The following is a 21,010-nucleotide window of genomic DNA, read 5'->3' on the forward strand; positions in this document are numbered from 1 at the left end:
GATTATCGGTCAATGCACTCCGGCATTGAGGAACATTCCCCCGTCAACGACGAGAGTTTGTCCCGTGATCCATTCCGCTTGTGCAGATGTAAGAAAAGCCGCGGCTCCTCCGATGTCCTCCGGGACCCCGAGCCGGCCCAGCGGATAGGCCGCCGCCGCCTCCTGCTCCCGGCCCTCGTAGAGCGCCTGCGCGAACTTGGTCTTCACCACCGCGGGCGCGATCGCGTTGACCCGGACCCCCGGCGCCATCTCGTGGGCGAGCTGGAGGGTCAGGTTGACCATCGCCGCCTTGCTCATCCCGTAGGCCCCGATGAAGGGCGAGGCGGAGACGCCGGCGATGGAGGCGATGTTGACGATCGCGCCGCCGTTCTCCTTCTGCCAGGCGTGCCAGGTCCGCTGGGCGAAGCCGAGCGCCGAGATCACGTTCGTCTCGAAGACCTTGCGGGCGACCCCGAGGTCCAGGTCCGCGATCGGCCCGAAGACCGGATTGGTCCCCGCGTTGTTGATCAGGAAGTCGACGCGGCCGAAGGCCTCCATCGTGCGCTCCACGGCGACGGCCTGGTGGGCCTCGTCGTGCGCCTTGCCCGCGACCGCGATCACCCGGTCCGCACCGAGCCGCTCGACGGCCTCCTTGAGGGCATCCTCGTTCCGGCCGGTGATGCAGAGCCGGTCACCGCGCGCCACCAGGGCCTCGGCGATGCCGTAGCCGATGCCCCGGCTCGCCCCGGTGATCAGCGCGACCTTGCCGCTGTCCGTTCCGTCGTACGTCATGACGTGCACCCTGCCTTCTCTCAGCTGAGCGGTCCGCCGGCCACGTACATGACCTGGCCGGAGACGAAGCCGGCGGCCTCGCCGGTGAAGAAGGCGATGGCGTTGGCCACGTCGTCCGGGCGCCCGACGCGCTGCACCGGGATCTGGGTGGCGGCCGCGGCCTGGAAGTCCTCGAAGTCCATCCCGACCCGGGCGGCCGTGTGCGCGGTCATCTCGGTGACGATGAACCCGGGGGCGACGGCGTTCGCGGTGATGCCGAACTTGCCGAGCTCGATGGCCAGGGTCTTGGTGAAGCCCTGCAGCCCGGCCTTGGCCGCCGAGTAGTTGGCCTGGCCGCGGTTGCCGAGCGCCGAGCTGCTGGAGAGGCTCACGATCCGGCCGAACTGGGCTGCCACCATGTGCTTCTGACAGGCCTTCGACATCAGGAACGCACCGCGCAGGTGCACGTTCATGACGGTGTCCCAGTCGGTGTCGCTCATCTTGAAGAGCAGGTTGTCCCGCAGCACACCCGCATTGTTGACCAGGATGGTCGGGGCGCCGAGCAGGCTCACCACCCGTTCGACGGCCGCCTCCACCTGCGCGCTGTCGGAGACGTCGCAGCCGATCGCGACGGCCGTTCCGCCGGCCGCCGTGATCGTCTCCACGGTGTCCTTGCAGGCCGCCTCGTCCAGGTCGAGTACGGCGACCGCCCGGCCTTCGGCGGCCAGGCGTACGGCGGTGGCCGCGCCGATGCCCCGGGCCGCCCCGGTCACGATCGCGACGCGCTGCTCGGTGGTGGACATGCTGGATCTCCTCGCCCTAGGAAAGCGGCCCCCATAGGTGAGCAACCGCTTAGTAGCTTCAGCTGAGGAGACGCTAGGAGCCCTGGCACTCCGTGTCAACGGGGAGCCGATCCAGGCCCGCCCGGGGGCCCGCCACCGGGCTACCGGACCAACAGGTCCAGCAGCCGCTCCACCTCCACGGCGGGATCGGCCGTCAGGCCGATGTGCACCGGGCCGGGCTGCACGACGGTGCTCCGTGGTGCGATCAGCCACCGGAACCGCCGTCCCGCGTCGTCACCGGCCGCCTGCCCCGCGAGCTCGCCGCCCGTACACACTCCCTCGACCCCGCCCAGCGCGGCCCGCACCCCGACCACGTCGGCCTCCGGATCCAGCGCGAGGAGCTTCGCCTCGTCGAGATGGGTGCGCGCGGCGACGTAGGAGCGCGCCCGGCAGTAGACGATCACGCCGGCGTTGAAACACTCGCCGCGCTCCATCCGGGGCACCACACGCACCAGCGCGTACTCGAACACGTCCCGCTTGATCACTCGCTGTCGCTCTTCATCTTCCGGGGTCGGGGGTCGAGGCGGTCGGCGAGCCAGCCGGGCGGACCCGACCGGGCCTTCACCTCGGCCTCCATCGTGATCCTCTCGTGGATCGTGGCCGCGCGCGGCAGCAGGGCCTCCACATAGGCGCGGCGCAGCGCGTCGGTGGAGTCGAAGCCCGGCTCGTCGACCAGCCATTCGTCGGGGACGTCGGCGGCGACCTCGGTGAGCAGCTCCTCGGTGACCAGCGGCGCGAGTGCGGCCGCCGCCGCGGCGATGTCCGGGCCGACCGGCGCCAGTACGTGGTCGGAGGCGTTGTACGGCTTGGCCGCGGCGCTCTCGGCGGTGGGCCAGTTGTGGTGCCAGATCATGGTGGCGCCGTGGTCGATGAGCCAGAGGTCCCCGTGCCAAACCAGCATGTTGGGGTTGCGCCAGGACCGGTCGACGTTGTTGATCAGGGCGTCGAACCAGACCACGCGCCCCGCCTCCACCGGGTCCACCTGGTACGCGAGCGGGTCGAAGCCGATCGAGCCGGGGAGGTAGTCCATCCCCAGGTTCAGCCCGCCGCTGGCCTTCAGTAGCTCCTGGACCTCCTGGTCGGGCTCTCCGAGGCCGATGACCGGGTCGAGCTGCATCTGCACCAGCGGGGGGACGCGCAGCCCCAGCCGCTGGGCCAGCCGGCCGCAGATGACCTCGGCGACCAGGGTCTTGCGGCCCTGGCCGGCTCCGGTGAACTTCATGACGTACGTGCCGAGGTCGTCGGCCTCTACGATTCCCGGGAGCGAGCCGCCCTCACGCAGGGGCGTCACATAGCGGGTCGCGATCACTTCTGTGAGCATTTATCCAGGCTATCCGGCGATCATGGTTCACGATCCATGGTTTTCCGGGGCCCGTCGTACCGCGCGCGCGGGTTCACGCGGCGGGCCACGTCCGCCGCGCCGCACCACAGGGCCCCGGCTCCGGCGGCCCCGAAGAGGGCCGCGTACACCAGGAGCATCAGCCCGATCAGGTCGGACGGATAGGGCATCGCGCCCGGCCCCCAGCCGGCGAGCACCTCTCCGACGAGCGGGATGTTCGCCCGGTCCCCCCGCCACCACAGGCCGGACGGGCAGCCGGTCAGGAACGCCCCGGCCCAGAGCCAGGCCCCCGCCCGTACGACCTGTTCCTGCCGCGCCCGCCTGACCGCCGCCGCATGCACGATCGCCGTGGCCGTGGCCACCGCGTCCGCCGCCTCGTCCTCCATGAACGTGCCGCTCCTCTCCCGCACGGGGCCTTCGCGTGACCCGCGGTCCCGGTCCGCCCGTCCCGGGGCAGGACCGTCCGGCCATGATCGGGCGAGGAGGCTTCGACTGCCAGACATCGGCACGCGCCGGATCCCTGACGTTCGCGGCCGCGCGGGCCCGTGGACCGGCACGACCACGCCGTACGCCGCGCAGGTGGACAGCGCGTTGAGGATCAGGGCCTTCACGGGCAGGACGACCGAGCGCGGGGTCCGGGCCGGCACCACGAAGGTGAGCAGGGCGACGAGAACGAGGATGAGCCCGAGGGATCCGTGGACCGCGTCGATGAAGTCGGCGTCCTGGGCGGGCCTGCCGCCCACGAGCGTGCCGGGGGTCTCCCCCGCCGTGTCCATGACCGCCGTCACCGTGTCCCGGCCGTCACCGTGTCCCGGCCGTCACCGTGTCCCGGCCGTCGCCGGCCGCCGGGTCCGCCGTGGTCCACACGTCGACGATCCGCTGGAAGGCCGGCGCGGGCCGTCCGCCCAGAGCGAGGGTCACGGTGGCCGGCTGCCCCGGCCCGCGCTGCCGACACCCTCCGCGGCCCCTCCGTCCGGCGCACCGGACATCGGCTTCGGCTTCGGCGTCCGGCTCGGCGTCGGATTCGGATTCGGATTCGGATTCGGGGCCTGCGCCGCGGCGCCCTTGGCACCGATCAGTGACAGCAGCGGCCCCGTCATCGCCGTCGTCACCAGAGCCATCACGACCATCAAGGAATACAACGAGCCGTCCAGCAAGCCGAGTTCCAGCCCCACTCCGAGGATGACCAGCTCGGTCAGGCCCCTCGTGTTCATCAGGGCCGCCAGGGTGGCGGAGTCCCTCTTGCCCAGGGCCTGCGAGCGCGCGCCCAGGTAGGTGCCGCCGAGCTTCCCGCCGATGGCGACGAGCAGGATGGCTCCGAACTCGGTGAGCCCTTCGATTCCCACGCCCCGCAGATCCACCTTGAGGCCCGCCACCACGAAGTACACGGGGAGCAGCAGGAAGGTGATCTGCCCGGCGCGTTCCAGGATCTGCTCGCGGAGCACGTCCACCCCCTCGCGGGGCATCAGCGCACCGAACAGGAAGGCGCCGAAGATGTAGTGCATCCCCATCGCTTCGGTGGCCGCCGCGCAGAGGAGGGCCCCGACGATCACGAAGGACAGGATCGTCTGGGTGAGGGGTTTCTCGATGCCGCCCGGCGCGAACACCCTGCGCAGCAGGGGCCGTACGGCCAGCAGCAGTACCGCGAACGGGATCAGCAGGGCCACCAGCCAGTAGTCCGCGGCGCCGCCGGCCACCGCTTGCACGCCGCCGAGTGCCGACCAGGCCACGACGTCGACGACCCCCGCCGTCGCCAGGGCGAGGCCTCCGATCGCCGTACGGGACAACCCCCGGCTGACGAGGATCCGGGCGAGGACGGGAAACGCGGTCACCGATACCGACAGGCCCACGAACACCACGAACGCGGCGCGCTGTTCGGTGGGGTGGTTGCGCAGCAGGTGGACGGCGAGGAGGGCGCCGAGGCCGAACGGCACGAGGGTCGACCCGAGGGCCGCTCCGAGGGCGGCGCGCGCCCTGCCCCGCAGGAAGCGGTGCTCCAGTTCCAGACCGACGACGAACATGAACAGCGTGACCCCGACGTTCGCCAGGCCCGCCAGCAGGGGCCGCACGTCGGCCGGGAACAGGTGGCCCGCGGCCGCGTCGCCCAAGAGGGTGGGACCGAGGAGGATCCCGGCGAGGATCTCACCCACCACGGGCGGCTGCCCGACGCGGGCGGCCAGCGCACCCAGCCCGCGGGCGAGCACCAGGATCAGCGCGATGTCCAGCAGTAACAACTGCACTTGATGACTGGTCATGTGGGCACAGACCTCGATTGGCCGCCGTCGGGGCAAGCGGCGGACGCCGGACGGGCGCCCCGCCCCCTCCCCGTAGGCCGTCACGCACACGGCGTGCGGATTCCGCTCCCCACACGCTACGCGTCCCGTACGCCGCGACAAGGCCCTGGCTCTACGTCACCGCGACTACCGGACCTTCCCAACGGCCGCCTGTTTCGCGGGGTTTACGGAGATCAGCGCCCCGGAGCCCACTGGGCCAGGAGGGCTTCGGCCGTGGTGATGGCCGCGACGAGGGAGAGGGAGTTGCGGATCACCTCGGCGGTGCAGGCGGCGGGCACCCCGGCGATGGCGTCGGAAGGGACCACGACCTGGTAGCCGAGGTTCACCGCGTCGAAGACGGTGTTCGGGATCGCGATGTTGGAGGAGACCCCGGTGACGACGAGCGTGCGGATGCCGAGATTGCGCAGCAGGGCGTCCAGGTCGGTGCCCGCCATCGGGGAGAGGCCGTGCAGACGGCGGACCACGAGGTCCTGCTCGGCGACGGTGATGGGCGCGGCGACCTCCACGGCCGGGCTGCCGGTCAGCTGACGCACCGGCAGCCGCTCCGCGGCCCGGAACAGCCGGGCGTTGCCGTTGGCTCCGAGCCCGTCGGGCCGCCGCTCGGCGATCGCGTGCAGCACCTGCACTCCGGCCCCCCGCGCGGCCTCGACCAGCGCGGCGACCCGGTCCAGCATGCCGGAGTCCCGCGCCTCCTTCGCCAGCTCCGGCAGGGCGCTCTCCTCGCCGACGACCCCGTTCTGGCATTCGACGGTGAGCAGTGCGGTGGTGGCGGGATCGAGATCGGCCATGGCTCCCCCTGGCGTGGCGACGGAAGAGCACGCATGATTCCTGACACATAGTCAGATGTGAAGGGGCGCGGACCATATGGACAGGACACCCGTGGACGGAACAACCGCGGACCGGGCGCAGCGGCGGGGCCGTCGCATCATGATGACCGACGAGGAAACGGACGCCTTTCTGCGCGAGCAGCGCACCTGCCGGGTGGCCACGGTCTCCCCCGACGGGCGTCCGCACGTGGGCGCGCTCTGGTTCGTCTGGGACGGCACCTCCCTGTGGCTGTACTCGATCACCCGCAGCCGCCGCTGGTCCGACCTCCGCAAGGACCCCCGCATCTCGGTGGTCGTGGACTCGGGCGAGGCCTACGACGAACTGCGCGGGGTGGAACTGTCCGGCACTGCCGTCTTCGTGGGCGAGGCCCCCCGTACGGGCGAGCCGTGCGAGGAACTGGCGGAGCCGGAGCGCCTGTTCCCCGTCAAGAACTTCGGCATCACGGAGATGCCGCACGACGGACGGCACGCCTGGATCCGGCTGACGCCGGACTCGATCGTGTCCTGGGACTTCCGCAAGATCTAGGACGTAGCGGCCGAGGCCGAGGCCGCCCTCTTCAAGGCCTCGACGGCCGCCCGGATCGACGGCCTGCGGTCGGCGTCCGCCCGCCAGACGACGTACACGTGACGCCGGACGCTGTCACGCACCGGCAGTAGCCGGACCCCCGGCGGCACGGGTCCGCGCCCCAGCCGGGGGGCCACGCACACGCCCAGCCCGGCCTCCACGAAGGCCAGTTGGGTGTGGTGCTCCTCGGCGATGTGCGTGATCCGGGGCTCGATGCCGGTACCGCGCAGGGTGGAGACGAGCCACTCGTGGCAGAACTGGCCCTCGGTCCAGGAGATCCAGTCGTCCGCACCGAACTCGGCCAGGCGGACCCCGTCGCGGCCGGCCAGCGGATGCCCCGCCGGCACCGCGATGTCCATGGAGTCGTCCAGGAGATGGGCCCGGGTGAGCTCGGCCGGTACGGGCATTCGCTTGTTGTGCCAGTCGATGGCCAGGGCCAGGTCTAGATCGCCCCGCACCACGGCGGTCATGCTCTCCTCCGGCTCCTGTTCCCGTACGCGGGGCCGCAGTTCGGGGTGCTCGGCACGCAACTCCGCCAGGACCTGGGGCAGCAGCCCGCGCATGGCGGTCGGGAAGGCGCCGATCCGCAGCTCGCCGACCGCACACCCGCGCCGGGCCTCGACATCGGCCTGGGCGAGCTCGACCTGGGAGATGATCCGGGCCGCGTGCTCGGCGAGGAGCCGGCCGGCATCGGTGAGCCGGACCCCGCGCCCGTTCTTGGCCAGGAGCGGCTGGCCGACCTCCCGTTCCAGTTTCGCCATCTGCTGGGACACGGCGGAGGTGGTGACGTGGAGCCCGTCGGCGGCGCCGCTGACGGAGCCGTGGCGGGCGAGGGCATCGAGGGTGCGCAGTCGCTCCAGGTTCAACATGTAAGCGATCCTACGACGTCACCCTCAACAACTTTCGCTTGTCCTACGAGGTCGCGGGGGCCAAGGTTGCTGTCATGAGCGCCCCCAGCACCCCGGTTCCACCCAGCACCCCGATCCCGCCCCTGTCACCGGCCTCCACCCACACCCCGGAGCCCGCCCCCACTCCCGTCTCCGCCCCGAAGGCTCCCGCCACCGCCCGGCTGGACTGGCGCCTGCGCTTCGCGGTGCTCTCGGTGATCTGGGGCTTCAGCTTCCTGCTGATCAAGGTGGGTACGGAGGCGTACGCCCCGTTCCAGGTCGCCCTCGGCCGGGTCTTCTTCGGCGCGCTCGCCCTGCTCACGGTGCTCCTGATCCGCCGCGAACCGCTCCCCCGGGGCCGGCGCACCTGGGCCCACCTGTCGGTGGCGGCGCTGCTGCTCAACACGGCCCCGTTCTCCCTCTTCGCGTACGCGGAACTGAGCATCCCCTCCAGCCTGGCGGGCATCTGCAACGCCACCTCGCCGCTGTGGGGCATGGCCCTGTCCCTGGTCGCGCTCTCCGAGGACCGCCCGACGCGCCGCCGCTTCGCCGGCCTGGGCCTGGGCTTCCTCGGCGTCCTGACCGTGCTCGGCGCCTGGCAGGGCTTCTCGGGTCTCGACGCCAAGGGCACCGCGCTCGCCCTGCTGGCCGCGCTCTGCTACCCGATCGGCTGGGTCTACGTACGCCGCACCCTGGCCTCCACGCCGGGCTCCCCGGTCGCCCTGACCGGCGCCCAGCTCCTGGTCTCGACCCTCCAGCTGGCGGCGGTCAGCGCCGTGTTCACCTCGGCGCCCGCCTCGTTCCCGCTCTGGCCGACCCTGTCGGTGATCGCCCTGGGCGCCCTGGGCACGGGCATGGCCCTCCAGATGCAGTACGGACTGGTCACGGAGATCGGCCCGACCACCGCGCAGATGGTCACGTACTTCATCCCGGTCATCGCGACGACGGCGGGCGTCCTCCTCCTGGACGAACAGCTCCACTGGAACACCCCGGTGGGCGCGGCCGTCGTCCTGGCCGGCGCGGCCCTCACCCAGACCCGGCGCCGCTGAGGCGCGCCCTTCGGATCAGGGCGGGGCCCGCCGCCGCCGCACCCCGCCGGCGATCCAGCCGTACCCCGCCGTCAGTCCAGCCGCCCCCCGGCCGCCGGGCGCACGGCCGAGGCCACCGCCTCCGCCAGCCCCGGTACGTCGGCCGGGGAGAGCGTCGACATCGTCATCCGCACGGCCGGACCGGATTCGACCCGGAAGCGGGCCCCCGGAGCGACCGCCCAGCCCGAGCCCAGCAGCCGTGTCACCACCGCCGTCTCCTCGGCGACGGGCACCCACACGTTCATCCCGCTCCGCCCCTGCGCGTGCACCCCGCGCCGGGCCAGCGCCGCGACGAGTCCGTCCCGGCGCTCCGCGTAGGACCGCGCGACCGCCGCATGGTCGACCGCTCCGGCCCGCCACAGCTCCACCGCCGTGTACTGCAGCAAGGTGCTCACCCAACCGGGGCCGAGCCGCTGCCGCCCCCGGACCCGGTCGAGCGTGACGCCGTCCCCGGTCAGCACGGCGAGCCTCAGGTCCGGTGCGTACGCCTTCGCGGTGGAGCGGATCAGCACCCAGTGGCGGGTCGCCCCTGCCAGCGCGTTCAGCGGCAGGTCCACGATGCCGTGTCCGTGGTCGTCGTCGATGACCAGCACGTCCGGATACCCGGCGAGCACCGCCCGCAGTTCCGCGGCCCGCTCCTCGCTCACCACCGCCCCGGTCGGATTCTGCGCCCGGGCCGTCACGAGCAGCGCCCGGACCCCCTGCGCCAGCGCCCGTTCCACCGAGTCGGGCAGTGGTCCGTCGTCGTCCACGGCCACCGGCAGCACCCGCAGCCCCATCGCCGGGACGAGGTCGAGCACACTCCCCCACCCCGGATCCTCGACCGCCACCGCGTCTCCGGGCCGCAGGTGCGCGGCCAGTACCCGTTCGATGCCGTCCAGCGCGCCCGAGGTCACCGCCATCTCCCCGGCCGGCACCCCGTCCGCGTCGAAGGCGGCCCTGGCGAGCCGGGCCAGCTCCGGAACCACCGGGTCGTGGCCGTAGAGCGTCGGCTCCGCGGCGTAACGGCGCGCCGCGCCCGCCAGTGCGGCGTCCAGCGCGGGCAGCAGCCGCACGTCCGGGTTGCCGGAGGCGATGTCGCGCACCCCCGCCGGGACGTCCATCCGCAGTTGGTCGCGCGGCGCGGTCGCCGGGCGGGCCCGCACCCGGCTGCCGCGCCGCCCGTCGGTCTCGATGACCCCGCGTTCGCGCAGCGTGCGGTACGCGGCGGCCACGGTGTTGGGGTTCACCCCCAGCACTCCCGCGAGCTCCCGCATCGGCGGCAACAGCGCTCCCGGCGCGAGCGCGCCCGAGGCGACGCCCGCTTCCACACTCGCGGCGATTTCCGATGCGCGCCGCCCGATGATCAGATACTCTCCTAGCACAAACCCAAGTATGCACTAATACAACGGAGTCCGCACGATGAGCGCCACACCTGCCCCCGAGACCACCACGGAGACGTCGACGGCAGCGGACGCGACCGCGCCCTCCCAGGCGCCGGCCGCGGGGTACGCGCCCACCGAACGTACCGTCCCGACCCGGTCCCGCGACCGCGCGCGCTACGACCGCGAGACCGTGCACTCGATACTCGACCAGGCCTACCTCTGCCACCTCGGCTTCGTCCGCGACGGCGCCCCGGTGGTCCTGCCGACCCTCTTCGGCCGGGTCGGCGAGGCCCTCTACATCCACGGCTCCACGGGCTCGCGCCCCCTCCTCGCAGCCGGCAAGGCCGACCCGGGGCTGCCGGTCTGCCTCACCGTGACGCACCTCGACGGCCTGGTCCTGGCCCGCTCCGCCTTCCACCACTCGCTCAACTACCGCTCGGTGGTCGTGCACGGCACCGCCTACGAGGTCACCGACCCGCAGGAGCGCGGGATCGCCCTCGACGCCATCGTCGACCAGGTCGTCCCGGGCCGCTCGGCCGACTCGCGGCCGGCGAACGCCAAGGAGCTCGCGGCCACGGCCGTGATCCGCCTGGACCTGAACGAGGTGTCCGCGAAGCTCCGTACGGGCGGGCCGAACGACGACCCCGAGGACCTGGGGCTGCCGTTCTGGTCGGGCGTGGTCCCGGTCGCACCGGCGTACGGCATCCCGGTCCCGGCCGCCGACCTCGCCGCGGGCATCGCCGTCCCGGACTACGTCACCGCACTCTGACGGCCGCCTCGCCGGCAAGGGCGGGCCGGACCTCCGGCCCGCCCTTCGGCGCGTCCGCGTCCCCGGTGTCCGCCGGGCGCCGCGACTCGGCGGCGATCAGCGCCCCCACGGCCGCCAGCAGGAGTACGGTGCCCAGCGCCACCGGCCCGGTCAGCCGCTCCCCGAGCACCAGGACGGCGATCGCCGCCGCGCCGACGGGCTCGATCAGCATGATCACGGACACCGTCGCGGCCCGCACCGCGGCGGCCCCGCTGAAGTAGAGCGCGTAGGCCAGCGCGGTCGGCACGGTGGCCATGTAGGCGAGCAGCCAGAGCACTCGGACGGGCTCCGCGGTGTGCGGCATCAGCCCCTCCACCAGGGCGAACGGCAACAGGCACACCGTACCCACGCCGACCGACCAGACGGTGGTGACCAGCGGGTCCCCGCCGCTGCCGCGCCGCCCGAGCAGCCTGGCCCGCAGGGTCATGGCCCCGTAGCCGGCGGCCGACAGCAGCGCCCAGCCGACACCCAGCGGCCGCACCTCGCCGCCGCCGCTGCCGAGGACGAGTACGGCCAGCCCGGCCAGCGCCCCGCCGACCGCGAGGATCCCGCCCCGGCCGAGCCGCTCCCCCATCCAGTACCGGGCCCCGAGCGCGATGAGCACGGGCCCCGACCCGAGGGTGACCACGGTGGCCACGGCCAGGCCCGTCTCGCGCACGGCGGCGAAGTACGCGGACTGGAAGAGGGTGAACATCAGCCCGGTCCCGATCAGCGACCCCACCGAGGCCCGCTTCCGGACGGCGCCCGCCCTGCCGGCGCCGCCCCGCGGGCGACGGCGTACGGCGAGCACCGCGAGGAGCACCGCCAGCCCGCCCGCGCACCGCCAGAACGACAGGGCGAGCGGGCCGAGGTCACTGGCGAGGTAGAGGAGCGAGGCCGCCGCCCCCGCCGTACCCCAGGCGGTTCCGGCGATGACGAGGAAGAGCAGGCTGCGCCCGGTGGCGGGCGTTTGGTCCGAATGGATCGACACGAGAGGTCTCCGCGCGTGCGTGAAGGATGAAAGGAGCAGGTCATCGCTTCGCGGGCAGCGCGAATCGGCCCGGGTCACGGCCCGGGCCGGGTTCTCCTACGTGGTGGCAGCCGCCCGCGCTAGGCGGCGGGAGGCGGAAGCACGGTCGTCGGCATGATCGAGAGCCTAGACCTTGCTCGGATCGCGGTCCAGGGCGGCCACCGGCTCCGCGACCCCGGGCGGGATCTGCCGGGAGGTCTGCGCGATGAAGGCCCCGCCCAGCACCAGCGCGCCGCCGATGATCTGCCAGGTCGAGAGGTGCTCGCCGAGGAGGACCCAGGCCAGTACGGTCGCCACGACCGCTTCCAGGCAGGCCACCACGCCCGCGACCTGCGGCGACAGCTTGCGCACGGAGACCACGCCGGTCAGGTACGCGAAGACGGTCGCGATCAGCACCACCCAGCCGAGCAGCAGCGACGCGGGCACCATCAGGTCCCCGAGAGCCGCTTCGCCGCCCAGTACCTGCCAGTCGATCTGCCAGGGCCGGGCGATCACGGTCATCACGAGGGTGCCGACGATCATGCCGTACGCGATCATGCCCATCGGGTCGGGCACGTCGTCCCCGTCGCTGCCCTGGTCGGCGAAGACGAAGTAGAAGGCCTGGCAGCAGGCGGCCGCGAGGCCGAGCAGCACGCCGAGCAGGTCGAGGCTGAGCCCGGCCCAGATCTGCACCACGCAGGCGAGACCAACGACCGCCACGGCGGCGCCGGCCGCGGCGGCCCGGGTCACGGGCTTGCGCTGCACGAAGCGGATCCAGCCGAGCAGCAGCGCCGGGCCGAGGTACTCCAGCAGCAGGGCCACGCCGACCGGGATCCGGGACAGCGAGGCGAAGTAGAAGGCCTGGACCCCGGCGACGGCGACGAGCCCGAAACCGGCGAGCAGCAGGGGTTTGCGGCGTACGAGATCGCGATGGCGCCAGGCCAGTGGGGACAGCACGAGCGCAGCCCCGGCCACCCTGAGCCAGACCATGTGGAGCGGGTCCAGACCCGCCTCGATCAGCGGCTTCGCCGCCACACCCGAACCACCGAACGCGATCGCCGAAACGAGGGCGAGGCCCAGTCCGGCATGTCTCCCTGACGCTTGCATTCGGACATCATGGCAGGGTCGGTCAGGAGCGACCGGACCGTGACACCTGTTGAGACACTCCCGAGACCGACCCGACACCGGCCGGGTCCCCCTCCGTCCCGTTCCCCAATATCTGACAGGTCGTCAGTCTTGAATGTTGCGTCCGCCGGGACTACCTTCCGCCGCACGTACCTGACGAGAAGGGGTGGTCGCATGGCTGAAGTCACCGCGGAATCACGCATCGAGGCGTCCGCCGCGAAGCTCTGGTCCCAGCTGACCGACTGGGACGCTTACGGCCAGTGGAGCATGACCCACACCAACTTCCCGAAGGGCGGCCCCGAGACCCTCGCGGTGGGCTCCACCTTCGCCGAGAACATGAAGATGATGGGCTTCCCCGCCGAGGTTCTCTGGACGGTCTCGGAGCTGGAGGACGAGCGCGTCTTCGCGATCACCGGCAAGGGCCCGATGGGCGTGGCCGTCCTGACCCGCTACACCCTGATCCCGGACGGCGGGGCCACCACGGTCCGCATCGACGGCGAGTTCACCGGCGCCGCGGTCTCCCTCATGGCGGGCAAGCTCAAGGACTCGGCCACCGCCGCCCTGAACGAGTCGCTCCGCAAGCTCTCCGGCCTGGTCGCCTGAGCACCGCTCCCGGTCAGGCAGGTCCGTACGCACGCACCCGCATCACATGACGGCGCGCCCCGCGAGAAGCCTCGCGGGGCGCGCCGTCATGTGATGCGGGAGGTCCCGCCGAGGCGCACTCAGTGCTCGTCGGCCAGGATCAGGTAGAGCTTCTTGCGGGCGTCGTTGATGACGGCGAGGGCCTTCTCCCGCTGCTCGGGAGTGCCGGTCTTGAAGACCTGGCCATAGGCCTCCATCAGGCCGAATCCGGCCGTCCGGACCTCGTTCATCGCCTCGAAGTCGAAGCCGCGGCCGGCCTGCTCCCAGGGAGCGTCCGGGCCGGACTCGGCCTCGGTGCGGCCGGCGTCGGTGAGCGTGAACAGCTTCTTGCCGCCCTCGCTCGCGCTGGTGATGAGGCCCTCGTCCTCCAGGAGCTGCAGGGTCGGGTAGACCGACCCCGGGCTGGGCCTCCACGCCCCGCCGCTGCGCTCGCCGATCTCCTGGATCATCTCGTAGCCGTGCATCGGCCGGTCGGCGAGCAGCGCCAGGATGGAGGCGCGCACATCACCCCGCCGGGCCCGACCGCGCGGTCCGCCGCGCCCACCGAAGGGCCCGCCGCCGAAGGGCGGCCCGAACGGCCCGAAGGCGGCACGCCGCCCCTGGAACTCCTCCCGACGGTCCGGCCCGCAGTGGCCGTGACCCCGTCCGTGCTCATGTCCGTGGTCGTGTCCGTGCTGTCCGTGTGAACGCATGACTGCGCTCCTTTCGTCATTCGGCATCTCGTTGTCGCTGTTGCGATGTTTCCACTATCACTGACCCATCGCGATGCGTCAACGATATATCGGAACCTTTCTCAACGAACACCCGAGATCACCCCGGTCCGCTGTCCCGTCTCACCGAAGGTTGGTCAGTCTCACCGAACCTTGACCACTCGGCTGTTTGTCTCATCGAACTTTGACCGCCGCAGGTCAAGGGCAGATGTGGCCCCCGAGCCAGGCCGGCGCTGACAGCGACGGGGCTGGCCAAGGGTCGCCTGGCGGTTGAGGTCGTCGAGCGGGCGGGCGCGGCCGGCCAGGACCAGGCGGCGATTGCCCAGGGCCACGTCGTCGAGCTGGAATTCACGCACGCACTGCCTTCGGCCGGGCTGGCGTGGACGGCGGCCAGGGCCAGGGCGAGTCGTGCGGCCGGCGCCGCGTCGACGGCGGCACGGATCTCGTCGCCGGGCCGCTGCGGCCTCACGGAGGGGATTTCAGGCTGACTCCGACGGGTTTCGTCACCACGCAGGCGATGCCATCTGCCCGCTCGTGGAGTGCAGCCTCCGAGCCACGTCAGGAGCGGCCCGACCGAGTCAGCGGGAATCCGTTGCGTCGTCCTCGGCCGGGCCGGGGGCTGCCGTGCTGTCGGCGGCCTGGCCGGCGGCTCGTTCCGCGCGGAGTTCTTCGCCGACGTCGTAGGCCCGGCCCGGGTCGTAGACGATGACCGAAGTGCCAGGGCTGTACATCGCGGCTGCCGCGGGCGTGTACTGGTAGATTCCGACGCCGCGCTGGGCGGCTATGCCGTCGACCTCGCCGACCGGTACCTGCCACACCTTTGCGGTGTGGGACGGCGTCCACCACGCGTCCGGACGCAGGAAGTCTCGCTTGACCTCCGTCTGATGCTCCACCGCCACCTGGACCTGGCCGAGTTGCTCGGTCAACCAGTCGGTCAGCGCCTGTGCGTCGACCCGAGAGAACGCTGCGGACGTCATCGGTTCGCACTCCACCGTCTCGCTGCCGATATGCAACACCACCTTGATCGACTTGCGCTGCCCCAGACTCAGTCGCTCGATGACGACGACTCGCTGCAGATCAGCCATCGTCATGGTCGACGAACGCAGAAAGCGGGCGATCACGATCTGGGCCGGAGCTCCCAGGGGGCGGAACTCGACCCACCGCACCATCAGGGCGACCGTGACGAACACCATGGCCACGGCGAGCACGATCACTGCGACCACCGTGAGCGCCAGTAGGACCCAGAAAATGCCCCAGGCGAGCGAGCTCCCCGAGATCACGGCGGCCACCAGAGCACCCAGCAGAAGCGGGGCTGCGACCACAGGCGGGACCATGATGCTCCCGCCGAGCGCGACAGCCAGCTCCCGGGCCCGGCTGGGCACGAACAGCAGCCGCCATCCGGCTGTCACGGGTAACACAACTTCCGCAAGCGAGCCGGGACGCCGAGTTTCCATGACTCAAAGGTAGGACCCTGCACAGGAGTTCGTAAGGCCACAGCGAGCCGTACCTCCTCGAGGACCGGAACCGCAGGCGACAGCGCGTCAGCCGACCAGGTGGCGCCGGCCAGTCCCGGGAGCCACCTACCTGCCCTTGACCTGCGGCGGTCAAAGTTCGATGAGACAAACAGCCGAGTGGTCAAAGTTCGGTGAGACTGACCAACCTTCGGTGAGACGGGACATCCACGCCGGCCGGCAGGAGCCAGTCCAGTCGTCCCGGATTGGCCTTTGCGGCCGGCTCCGCCGCGTCCCTACGGTCGGTGACATGCGCATCCGAATCGTCGACGCCTTCACCGACCGCCCCTTCGGCGGCAACCCCGCCGGGGTCCTGCTCCTCGAAGGCGGGTTCCCCCCGGACGCCTGGCTCCAGCAGGTCGCCGCCGAGGTCAACCTCTCCGAGACCGCCTTCGCCCATCCGCTCCCGCCCGACGGCGAGGCGGACTGGGCGCTGCGCTGGTTCACCCCGGCCGCCGAGGTCGACATGTGCGGCCACGCGACCCTGGCCACGGCCCATGTCCTGGCCACCGGCGGCCTCGCGACGGGGACGGTCCGCTTCTCGGCGCGCTGCGGAATCCTGAAGGTCACGGCCGCCGAGGACGGGTCCCTGGTCATGGACTTCCCGACCTCCTCGCTGACCGAGGTCGAGCCGGACGCCGCCGTGGAGCGCGCGCTGGGCGCCACGGCGAAGTCGGTCCACGACACCTCCGAGCACATCGGGGACCTCGTGGTGGAGCTGGCCGACGAGCGGGCCGTACGGGAGCTCACGCCGGACCATGCCGCCCTGCGCGGCTACTCCCGGCGCGGGATCATCGTGACCGCGGTGGCCGAAGACCCCTCCCGCGGCTACGACTTCGTCTCGCGCGGCTTCTTCCCCGCGGTCGGCATCGACGAGGACCCGGTCACCGGCAGCGCCCACACCGCCCTGGCCCCCTTCTGGGCGCGGCGGCTGGGCCGCACGGAGCTGGTCGGCCTCCAGGGCGGAGCCCGCACCGGCCTCGTCCGGGTGCGGCTGCTGGGCGACCGTACGCTGCTGATCGGGCGCGCGGTCACGGTCGTCGACGGCGAGCTGCTCAGCGCACCGTAGGCAGCCGCGCGGTGCGCCTACGGGGTGGGCAGCCAGCCCACCTTGCCCGCCAGCAGGGCGTACCCGCCGAAGGCCACGATGTCGAGCAGCGCGTGCGCGACGACGAGCGGGCCGACCCGGCCCCAGCGGCGGTAGGCGAGGACGAAGACCACGCCCATCACCACGTTGCCGATGAATCCGCCGATGCCCTGGTAGAGGTGGTAGGAGCCGCGCAGCACGGAGCTGGCGAGCAGCGCGGCCATCGGCGACCAGCCGAGCTGGTCGAGCCGGCGCAGCAGGTAGGCCAGCACGATGACCTCCTCCACCACGGAGTTCTGCACCGCGGAGAGGATCAGCACGGGGAACTTCCACCACACGTCGGGCAGCGCCTCCGGCACCACCGTGAGGTTGAAGCCGGTGGCCCGGGCCCCCAGGTAGAAGGCCAGTCCCGCGCTGCCGATGCCGGCGGCGACGAGCGCGCCCCGGCCCAGGTCCCACCAGGGCCGGGTGCGGTCGAAGCCCAGCACCTTCAGCCCGGGTGCGCCCTCACGGGTGAGCAGGTGCGCGACGAGCAGGACGGGGACGAGGGCGCTCGCGATGCCGAACAGCTGCCAGGCCAGGTCCAGCCACGGCCGCCCGGGGGCGTACGAGCCGTTGAGCGTGGCGGCCTGGTCCTTGAGCCCGCCCGGCTTGGTCAGCGAGCCGATGAAGCTGATCAGCGCCGAGACGCCGCTCGCGCCCAGGGACAGCGCGAGCACGAGCAGCGTCTCGGAGCGCAGCATCCTGCGCTCCGTCGGGCCCTCGCCGAGTTCGAGCTCCCCGACCACCGGTTCCGGCTCCGTCCGCACGCCCGTCTCCCGTCCCGCCACCGCCGCGACATCCCGGCTGCGACATCTCGCGGGGCGTCCCGCCCCGATCACCCCATACTGCCTCCTCCACGGGGCAAGGGGATCACCGGGCGGGACCGGGCGGGACCGGGGCGGGCGGGCGGGTGGCGGAACCTGCCGGAACATGCCGGGATCAGCCGGCGGCCTCCGGACCGGCCGCCGCGGCGCCACTCCCCAGGCCCACCGGCCAGGTGTGCACGGGATCGCCCCGGTGACTCAGCTCGCTGTAGCGGCGCGTGGTCGCGGCCAGCGCCGCGTCCCGCTCCAGACCGCCCGCGAGGGCCCGGTGGTACGTGTCCACCTGCCAGGTGGCTCCGTTCACCCGGCGCCGGCACCGCTCCTCGATGATGCCGAGGTAGTGGTCCCGGTCGGCGGGTTCGATGCCCCACGCGTCCAGTCCGGCGGCCGCCATCGGCAGCAGTTCCTCCAGCACCAGCCGGACCGCGGGCACGCTCGCCAGTCCCCCGCCCCGGCCCCGGCGCGGCCAGCGCAGCCGGGCGTCGATGCCGTAGCGGCAAGCCGCGTCGAAGTTGGCCTCCGCCTCCGCGAAGGGCAGCCGGCTCCAGACCGGGCGCTGCTCGTCCGCGAGCGTCCGTACGAGCCCGTAGTAGAAGGCCGCGTTGGCGACGACGTCGGCCACCGTCGGGCCGGCGGGCAGGACCCTGTTCTCCACGCGCAGGTGCGGCACCCCGTCGGCGACCCCGTAGACGGGCCGGTTCCAGCGGTAGACGGTGCCGTTGTGCAGCACCAGCTCCTGCAGGCTCGGCACCCCGCCCTCGGCGAGCACCCGCAGCGGCTCCTCCTCGTCGCAGATCGGCAGCAGGGCCGGGAAGTAGCGGACGTTCTCGGCGAAGAGCTCGTACGCCGAGTCCACCCACCGCTCGCCGAACCAGGTGCGCGGGCGCACCCCCTGCGCCTGGAGCTCGGGCGGCCGGGTGTCGGTGGCCTGCTGGAAGAGCGGCGGCCGCGACTCCCGCCACAGCTCCCGCCCGAACAGGAAGGGCGAGTTGGCACCGACGGCTATCTGTACGGCCGCCACCGCCTGGGCCGCGTTCCACACGTCCGCGAACCGGGCCGGGGTCACCTGCAGGTGCAGTTGTACGGAGGTGCAGGCGGCCTCCGGCACGATCGACCCGGAGGTCCAGGTGAGCCGCTCGACCCCCTCGATGTCGAGCACGAAGTCCTCGCCCCGCATCATCAGGATCTGCTCGTTGAGCAGGGAGTAGCGGTCCACCGCCGAGAGGTTGGCGGTGACCAGGTCGCTGCGGGAGATCGTCGGCAGAATCCCGATCATGACCACCCCGGCGTCGACCTCCAGCGCCTGCCGGTGGGCATAGCCGAGACCCGCGCTCAGCTCCTCGGCGAGCTGGTCGAATACCCGACCGCCGAGCCGGTGCGGGAGGACGTTCACCTCCAGGTTGAACATTCCCAGTTCAGTCTGGAAATCGTTGCTCGCAATACGTTCGAGGACCTGCGCATTCACCATTCTCGGCAACCCGTCGGCACCCGCGAGATTCAATTCGATCTCCAGCCCCATCATGTTCTTGGGGCGATCGAACCTCTTCTCCTCCAGAAGTCGCTCCAGTACCTCCAGGCACTCGTGAAGCTTCCTCCGGTACCGTTGCCGATCGGACAGGTCGAATCCGCCCGCCACGACCTTCTCCCCCATCGGAGCGTCCCTCCTCGACTGGGCCCGGCGGGCGTGGAATGGATCCGCCCCCAGGCGCACGTTACGGTCGATGATGCCCCGGCGGCGTGATCGATAACGCGGAAGGGGCGTGACTGGCGGGGAGCGCGCGCCGGTTTGGCCGACAGGCGCTTTGGCACATTCACCTGGCAAGCCCCCATACGCAAATACAGCGTAGACCTTGCCGGTTACCGATAACCGACGCTTTTCAGCCGAGCCCTCATCCGGTAACCTCCGAGGTCAGCGCGGAAATTTTGCGCACGCCCGGCATGAATGCCACGTCAGCGGGACCGGTAAGCGCCTTGTCGGCAATAGGCGGGACAGCTAGCCGAAACACTGCGTGAACACATGTCAGATAAACTCCGCATGCGAGGCAGAGAGTTGGCGCGCGGCCATTGCCCCTCAGCCCCCCTCTGACCCCAGAATGCGACAGCGCCGTCCGCACCCCGCACCCGCCCCGTTCCACAGGTCTCCCAAGCGAGAGGCGACCCACCATGCCGCTGCACGTCCCTCCTGCTCCCGCGCCCGCCCTGCGCAGCGTCCTCGCAGCTCTCGGCTCTCCCACCGCCGTCCACGAGGCGCACACCCCGGCCCTGCGCGCCCTCCAGGGGCCGATGACCGCCGAACTCCCGCTGCCCGTCCACGTCCTGGACCGGCTGCACGTCTCCGGCCTGACCGCCGGCGGCAGGCCGCCGCGCACCCGGCTGACCGGCTGGCGGTTCCTGATCCGCAGCGGCGACCGCTACGTCGCGGCGGCCGACACCCGGCTGACCCCGGACGGGTGGGTCTTCTCCCACTTCTTCGAGGGCCCTTACGTCGCCGCCACCGAACGCGCGCTGCGCCAGGCCGAATCGCTCGGCAAGAGCTACCAGCCGCGCCTGCTGTCCGTGCCGGAGCTGTACATGCTCACCCTGTGGCTGCACGGCTCGGTGGGCGCCGACGCCTCCGCCGGACTGCCGGCCGCCGCCGACCTCCTGGTCCCACTGGCGCCCGCCCCGCCGGGCATCGCGGCCTACCGGCCGCACCCCGTGTCCGAACTGCTGCCCGTACTGACCCATCGGCTCACGCCGACGGCGCCCCCGGTCCCGCCTTCCATGGCCGCGCCGGCCGCCTGATCCGGCCCCTGGCCGGTTCTGCCCATTCGGCCTAGCCCACTCGGACCCCCAACGAACCACCCGAAATGACAGGGGAGTTGACCTGAACCGCCCGCACGGGTGATGCGTCATCAATCTATGAGGACAGCTGCCGGGAAATCCCTCCGGACACTAGGTCGTGGGGGAACACTGGGGACTCTGACCGAGCCAAGTCGTTGATACGGGGGGCGGCCATGAACAACGCATCGAGCCGCAGCACACAGACCACACCGCAGCGAAAGAACGCATCCATGTGCCAGCACAAGCCAGCGTGCCCGTCCGCCGACTCCGCCGACCGGGAGGCCGCGCACCCCGTGGCCGTTCACCCGGAACAGGGCTGGAGCCTGCTGTGCAACGGCGTCCTGCTCTTCGAGGACACCGGTGAGCTGCTGCCGGACGGCCAGATCATCGCCCCGCACCGCGCGCTCGCGGCGACTCAGGTGATGAAGGCGGCCTAGCCGCCGACGCAAACGAAAGGGGCCGGCCCAGGAGAGAACTCCCGGACCGGCCCCTTC

Annotated in this window: 22 protein-coding genes; 7 read left to right on the top strand and 15 right to left on the bottom strand. The window is 71.9% G+C overall.

The annotated features are described in order from the left end of the window. Positions 1 to 9 precede the first annotated feature (9 nt). The 7 genes from OG247_RS08265 to OG247_RS08295 form a co-directional block, all read right to left on the bottom strand. Positions 10 to 771, bottom strand: coding sequence for an SDR family oxidoreductase (locus tag OG247_RS08265; RefSeq protein ID WP_267761286.1), 762 nt, complete (start codon positions 769 to 771; stop codon positions 10 to 12). Positions 772 to 791: 20 nt separating this feature from the next. Further along, on the bottom strand, positions 792 to 1,553 hold the full coding sequence (gene fabG / locus OG247_RS08270) for a 3-oxoacyl-ACP reductase FabG (RefSeq protein ID WP_327251627.1): 762 nt from the start codon (positions 1,551 to 1,553) through the stop codon (positions 792 to 794). Between the two features lie 140 nt (positions 1,554 to 1,693). After that, a complete protein-coding gene (locus tag OG247_RS08275) occupies positions 1,694 to 2,077 on the bottom strand; it encodes a DUF3037 domain-containing protein (RefSeq protein ID WP_327251628.1) in 384 nt (127 codons plus the stop codon). After that, positions 2,074 to 2,913: a HipA family kinase gene (locus OG247_RS08280; protein ID WP_327251629.1), complete on the bottom strand. Its 840-nt coding sequence runs from the start codon at positions 2,911 to 2,913 to the stop codon at positions 2,074 to 2,076. The genes OG247_RS08275 and OG247_RS08280 overlap by 4 nt, the downstream gene beginning before the upstream one ends. Before the next feature lie 20 nt (positions 2,914 to 2,933). Next, positions 2,934 to 3,707 carry a hypothetical protein gene (locus tag OG247_RS08285; RefSeq protein ID WP_327251630.1) on the bottom strand — a complete coding sequence of 258 codons (774 nt, stop codon included), beginning with the start codon at positions 3,705 to 3,707 and terminating at the stop codon, positions 2,934 to 2,936. A 141-nt stretch (positions 3,708 to 3,848) separates the two neighbouring features. Next, complete coding sequence (locus OG247_RS08290; RefSeq protein ID WP_327251631.1) at positions 3,849 to 5,186, bottom strand: cation:proton antiporter; 1,338 nt, start codon at positions 5,184 to 5,186, stop codon at positions 3,849 to 3,851. A 212-nt stretch (positions 5,187 to 5,398) separates the two neighbouring features. Then, on the bottom strand, positions 5,399 to 6,013 hold the full coding sequence (locus tag OG247_RS08295; protein WP_327251632.1) for a cysteine hydrolase: 615 nt from the start codon (positions 6,011 to 6,013) through the stop codon (positions 5,399 to 5,401). A 76-nt stretch (positions 6,014 to 6,089) separates the two neighbouring features. On the opposite strand from OG247_RS08295, the gene OG247_RS08300 reads away from it, so the two are divergent. Then, positions 6,090 to 6,578, top strand: coding sequence for a pyridoxamine 5'-phosphate oxidase family protein (locus tag OG247_RS08300; RefSeq protein WP_327251633.1), 489 nt, complete (start codon positions 6,090 to 6,092; stop codon positions 6,576 to 6,578). On the opposite strand, the gene OG247_RS08305 is transcribed toward OG247_RS08300, so the two are convergent. After that, a complete protein-coding gene (locus OG247_RS08305; RefSeq protein ID WP_327251634.1) occupies positions 6,575 to 7,486 on the bottom strand; it encodes a LysR family transcriptional regulator in 912 nt (303 codons plus the stop codon). The two genes, OG247_RS08300 and OG247_RS08305, sit on opposite strands and share 4 nt — an antisense overlap. 74 nt (positions 7,487 to 7,560) lie before the next feature. Between OG247_RS08305 and OG247_RS08310 the strand changes: the two genes are divergently transcribed. Beyond that, on the top strand, positions 7,561 to 8,553 hold the full coding sequence (locus OG247_RS08310; protein WP_327251635.1) for a DMT family transporter: 993 nt from the start codon (positions 7,561 to 7,563) through the stop codon (positions 8,551 to 8,553). A gap of 71 nt (positions 8,554 to 8,624) precedes the next feature. Here the strand turns inward: OG247_RS08310 and OG247_RS08315 are convergent, their stop codons facing one another. Beyond that, positions 8,625 to 9,956 (bottom strand): aminotransferase class I/II-fold pyridoxal phosphate-dependent enzyme, encoded by a 1,332-nt coding sequence (locus OG247_RS08315; protein ID WP_327251636.1) that lies wholly within the window; start codon positions 9,954 to 9,956, stop codon positions 8,625 to 8,627. Between the two features lie 37 nt (positions 9,957 to 9,993). Here OG247_RS08315 and OG247_RS08320 point away from each other — a divergent pair, with 37 nt between their 5' ends. Continuing rightward, on the top strand, positions 9,994 to 10,725 hold the full coding sequence (locus OG247_RS08320; RefSeq protein ID WP_327251637.1) for a pyridoxamine 5'-phosphate oxidase family protein: 732 nt from the start codon (positions 9,994 to 9,996) through the stop codon (positions 10,723 to 10,725). Here OG247_RS08320 and OG247_RS08325 read toward each other — a convergent pair. Continuing rightward, positions 10,712 to 11,734: a DMT family transporter gene (locus OG247_RS08325; RefSeq protein ID WP_327251638.1), complete on the bottom strand. Its 1,023-nt coding sequence runs from the start codon at positions 11,732 to 11,734 to the stop codon at positions 10,712 to 10,714. The genes OG247_RS08320 and OG247_RS08325 overlap by 14 nt on opposite strands. Positions 11,735 to 11,899: 165 nt before the next feature. Continuing rightward, positions 11,900 to 12,859 carry an EamA family transporter gene (locus tag OG247_RS08330; RefSeq protein WP_327251639.1) on the bottom strand — a complete coding sequence of 320 codons (960 nt, stop codon included), beginning with the start codon at positions 12,857 to 12,859 and terminating at the stop codon, positions 11,900 to 11,902. A 192-nt stretch (positions 12,860 to 13,051) separates the two neighbouring features. Between OG247_RS08330 and OG247_RS08335 the strand changes: the two genes are divergently transcribed. Beyond that, a complete protein-coding gene (locus OG247_RS08335; RefSeq protein ID WP_266910679.1) occupies positions 13,052 to 13,480 on the top strand; it encodes a type II toxin-antitoxin system Rv0910 family toxin in 429 nt (142 codons plus the stop codon). A 119-nt stretch (positions 13,481 to 13,599) separates the two neighbouring features. On the opposite strand, the gene OG247_RS08340 is transcribed toward OG247_RS08335, so the two are convergent. Further along, the gene (locus OG247_RS08340) at positions 13,600 to 14,211 is read right to left on the bottom strand and encodes a PadR family transcriptional regulator (protein ID WP_327251640.1); all 612 of its coding nucleotides are present in this window, start codon (positions 14,209 to 14,211) and stop codon (positions 13,600 to 13,602) included. Positions 14,212 to 14,807: 596 nt separating this feature from the next. After that, positions 14,808 to 15,683: a hypothetical protein gene (locus tag OG247_RS08345; protein WP_327251641.1), complete on the bottom strand. Its 876-nt coding sequence runs from the start codon at positions 15,681 to 15,683 to the stop codon at positions 14,808 to 14,810. A gap of 307 nt (positions 15,684 to 15,990) precedes the next feature. On the opposite strand from OG247_RS08345, the gene OG247_RS08350 reads away from it, so the two are divergent. Further along, complete coding sequence (locus OG247_RS08350) at positions 15,991 to 16,809, top strand: PhzF family phenazine biosynthesis protein (protein ID WP_327251642.1); 819 nt, start codon at positions 15,991 to 15,993, stop codon at positions 16,807 to 16,809. A 17-nt stretch (positions 16,810 to 16,826) separates the two neighbouring features. On the opposite strand, the gene OG247_RS08355 is transcribed toward OG247_RS08350, so the two are convergent. Then, positions 16,827 to 17,570 carry a CPBP family intramembrane glutamic endopeptidase gene (locus OG247_RS08355; RefSeq protein WP_266913286.1) on the bottom strand — a complete coding sequence of 248 codons (744 nt, stop codon included), beginning with the start codon at positions 17,568 to 17,570 and terminating at the stop codon, positions 16,827 to 16,829. 238 nt (positions 17,571 to 17,808) lie between these two features. Next, a complete protein-coding gene (locus OG247_RS08360; protein ID WP_327251643.1) occupies positions 17,809 to 19,344 on the bottom strand; it encodes a glutamate-cysteine ligase family protein in 1,536 nt (511 codons plus the stop codon). A 512-nt stretch (positions 19,345 to 19,856) separates the two neighbouring features. On the opposite strand from OG247_RS08360, the gene OG247_RS08365 reads away from it, so the two are divergent. Both OG247_RS08365 and OG247_RS08370 read left to right on the top strand, forming a co-directional pair. Further along, positions 19,857 to 20,477, top strand: a complete 621-nt coding sequence (locus tag OG247_RS08365) for a hypothetical protein (protein ID WP_327251644.1) — start codon at positions 19,857 to 19,859, stop codon at positions 20,475 to 20,477. Between the two features lie 269 nt (positions 20,478 to 20,746). Beyond that, positions 20,747 to 20,953 (top strand): DUF5999 family protein, encoded by a 207-nt coding sequence (locus tag OG247_RS08370; RefSeq protein ID WP_327251645.1) that lies wholly within the window; start codon positions 20,747 to 20,749, stop codon positions 20,951 to 20,953. Positions 20,954 to 21,010: the final 57 nt, after the last annotated feature.

This window comes from Streptomyces sp. NBC_01244, assembly GCF_035987325.1.
Taxonomy (GTDB): Bacteria; Actinomycetota; Actinomycetes; order Streptomycetales; family Streptomycetaceae; genus Streptomyces.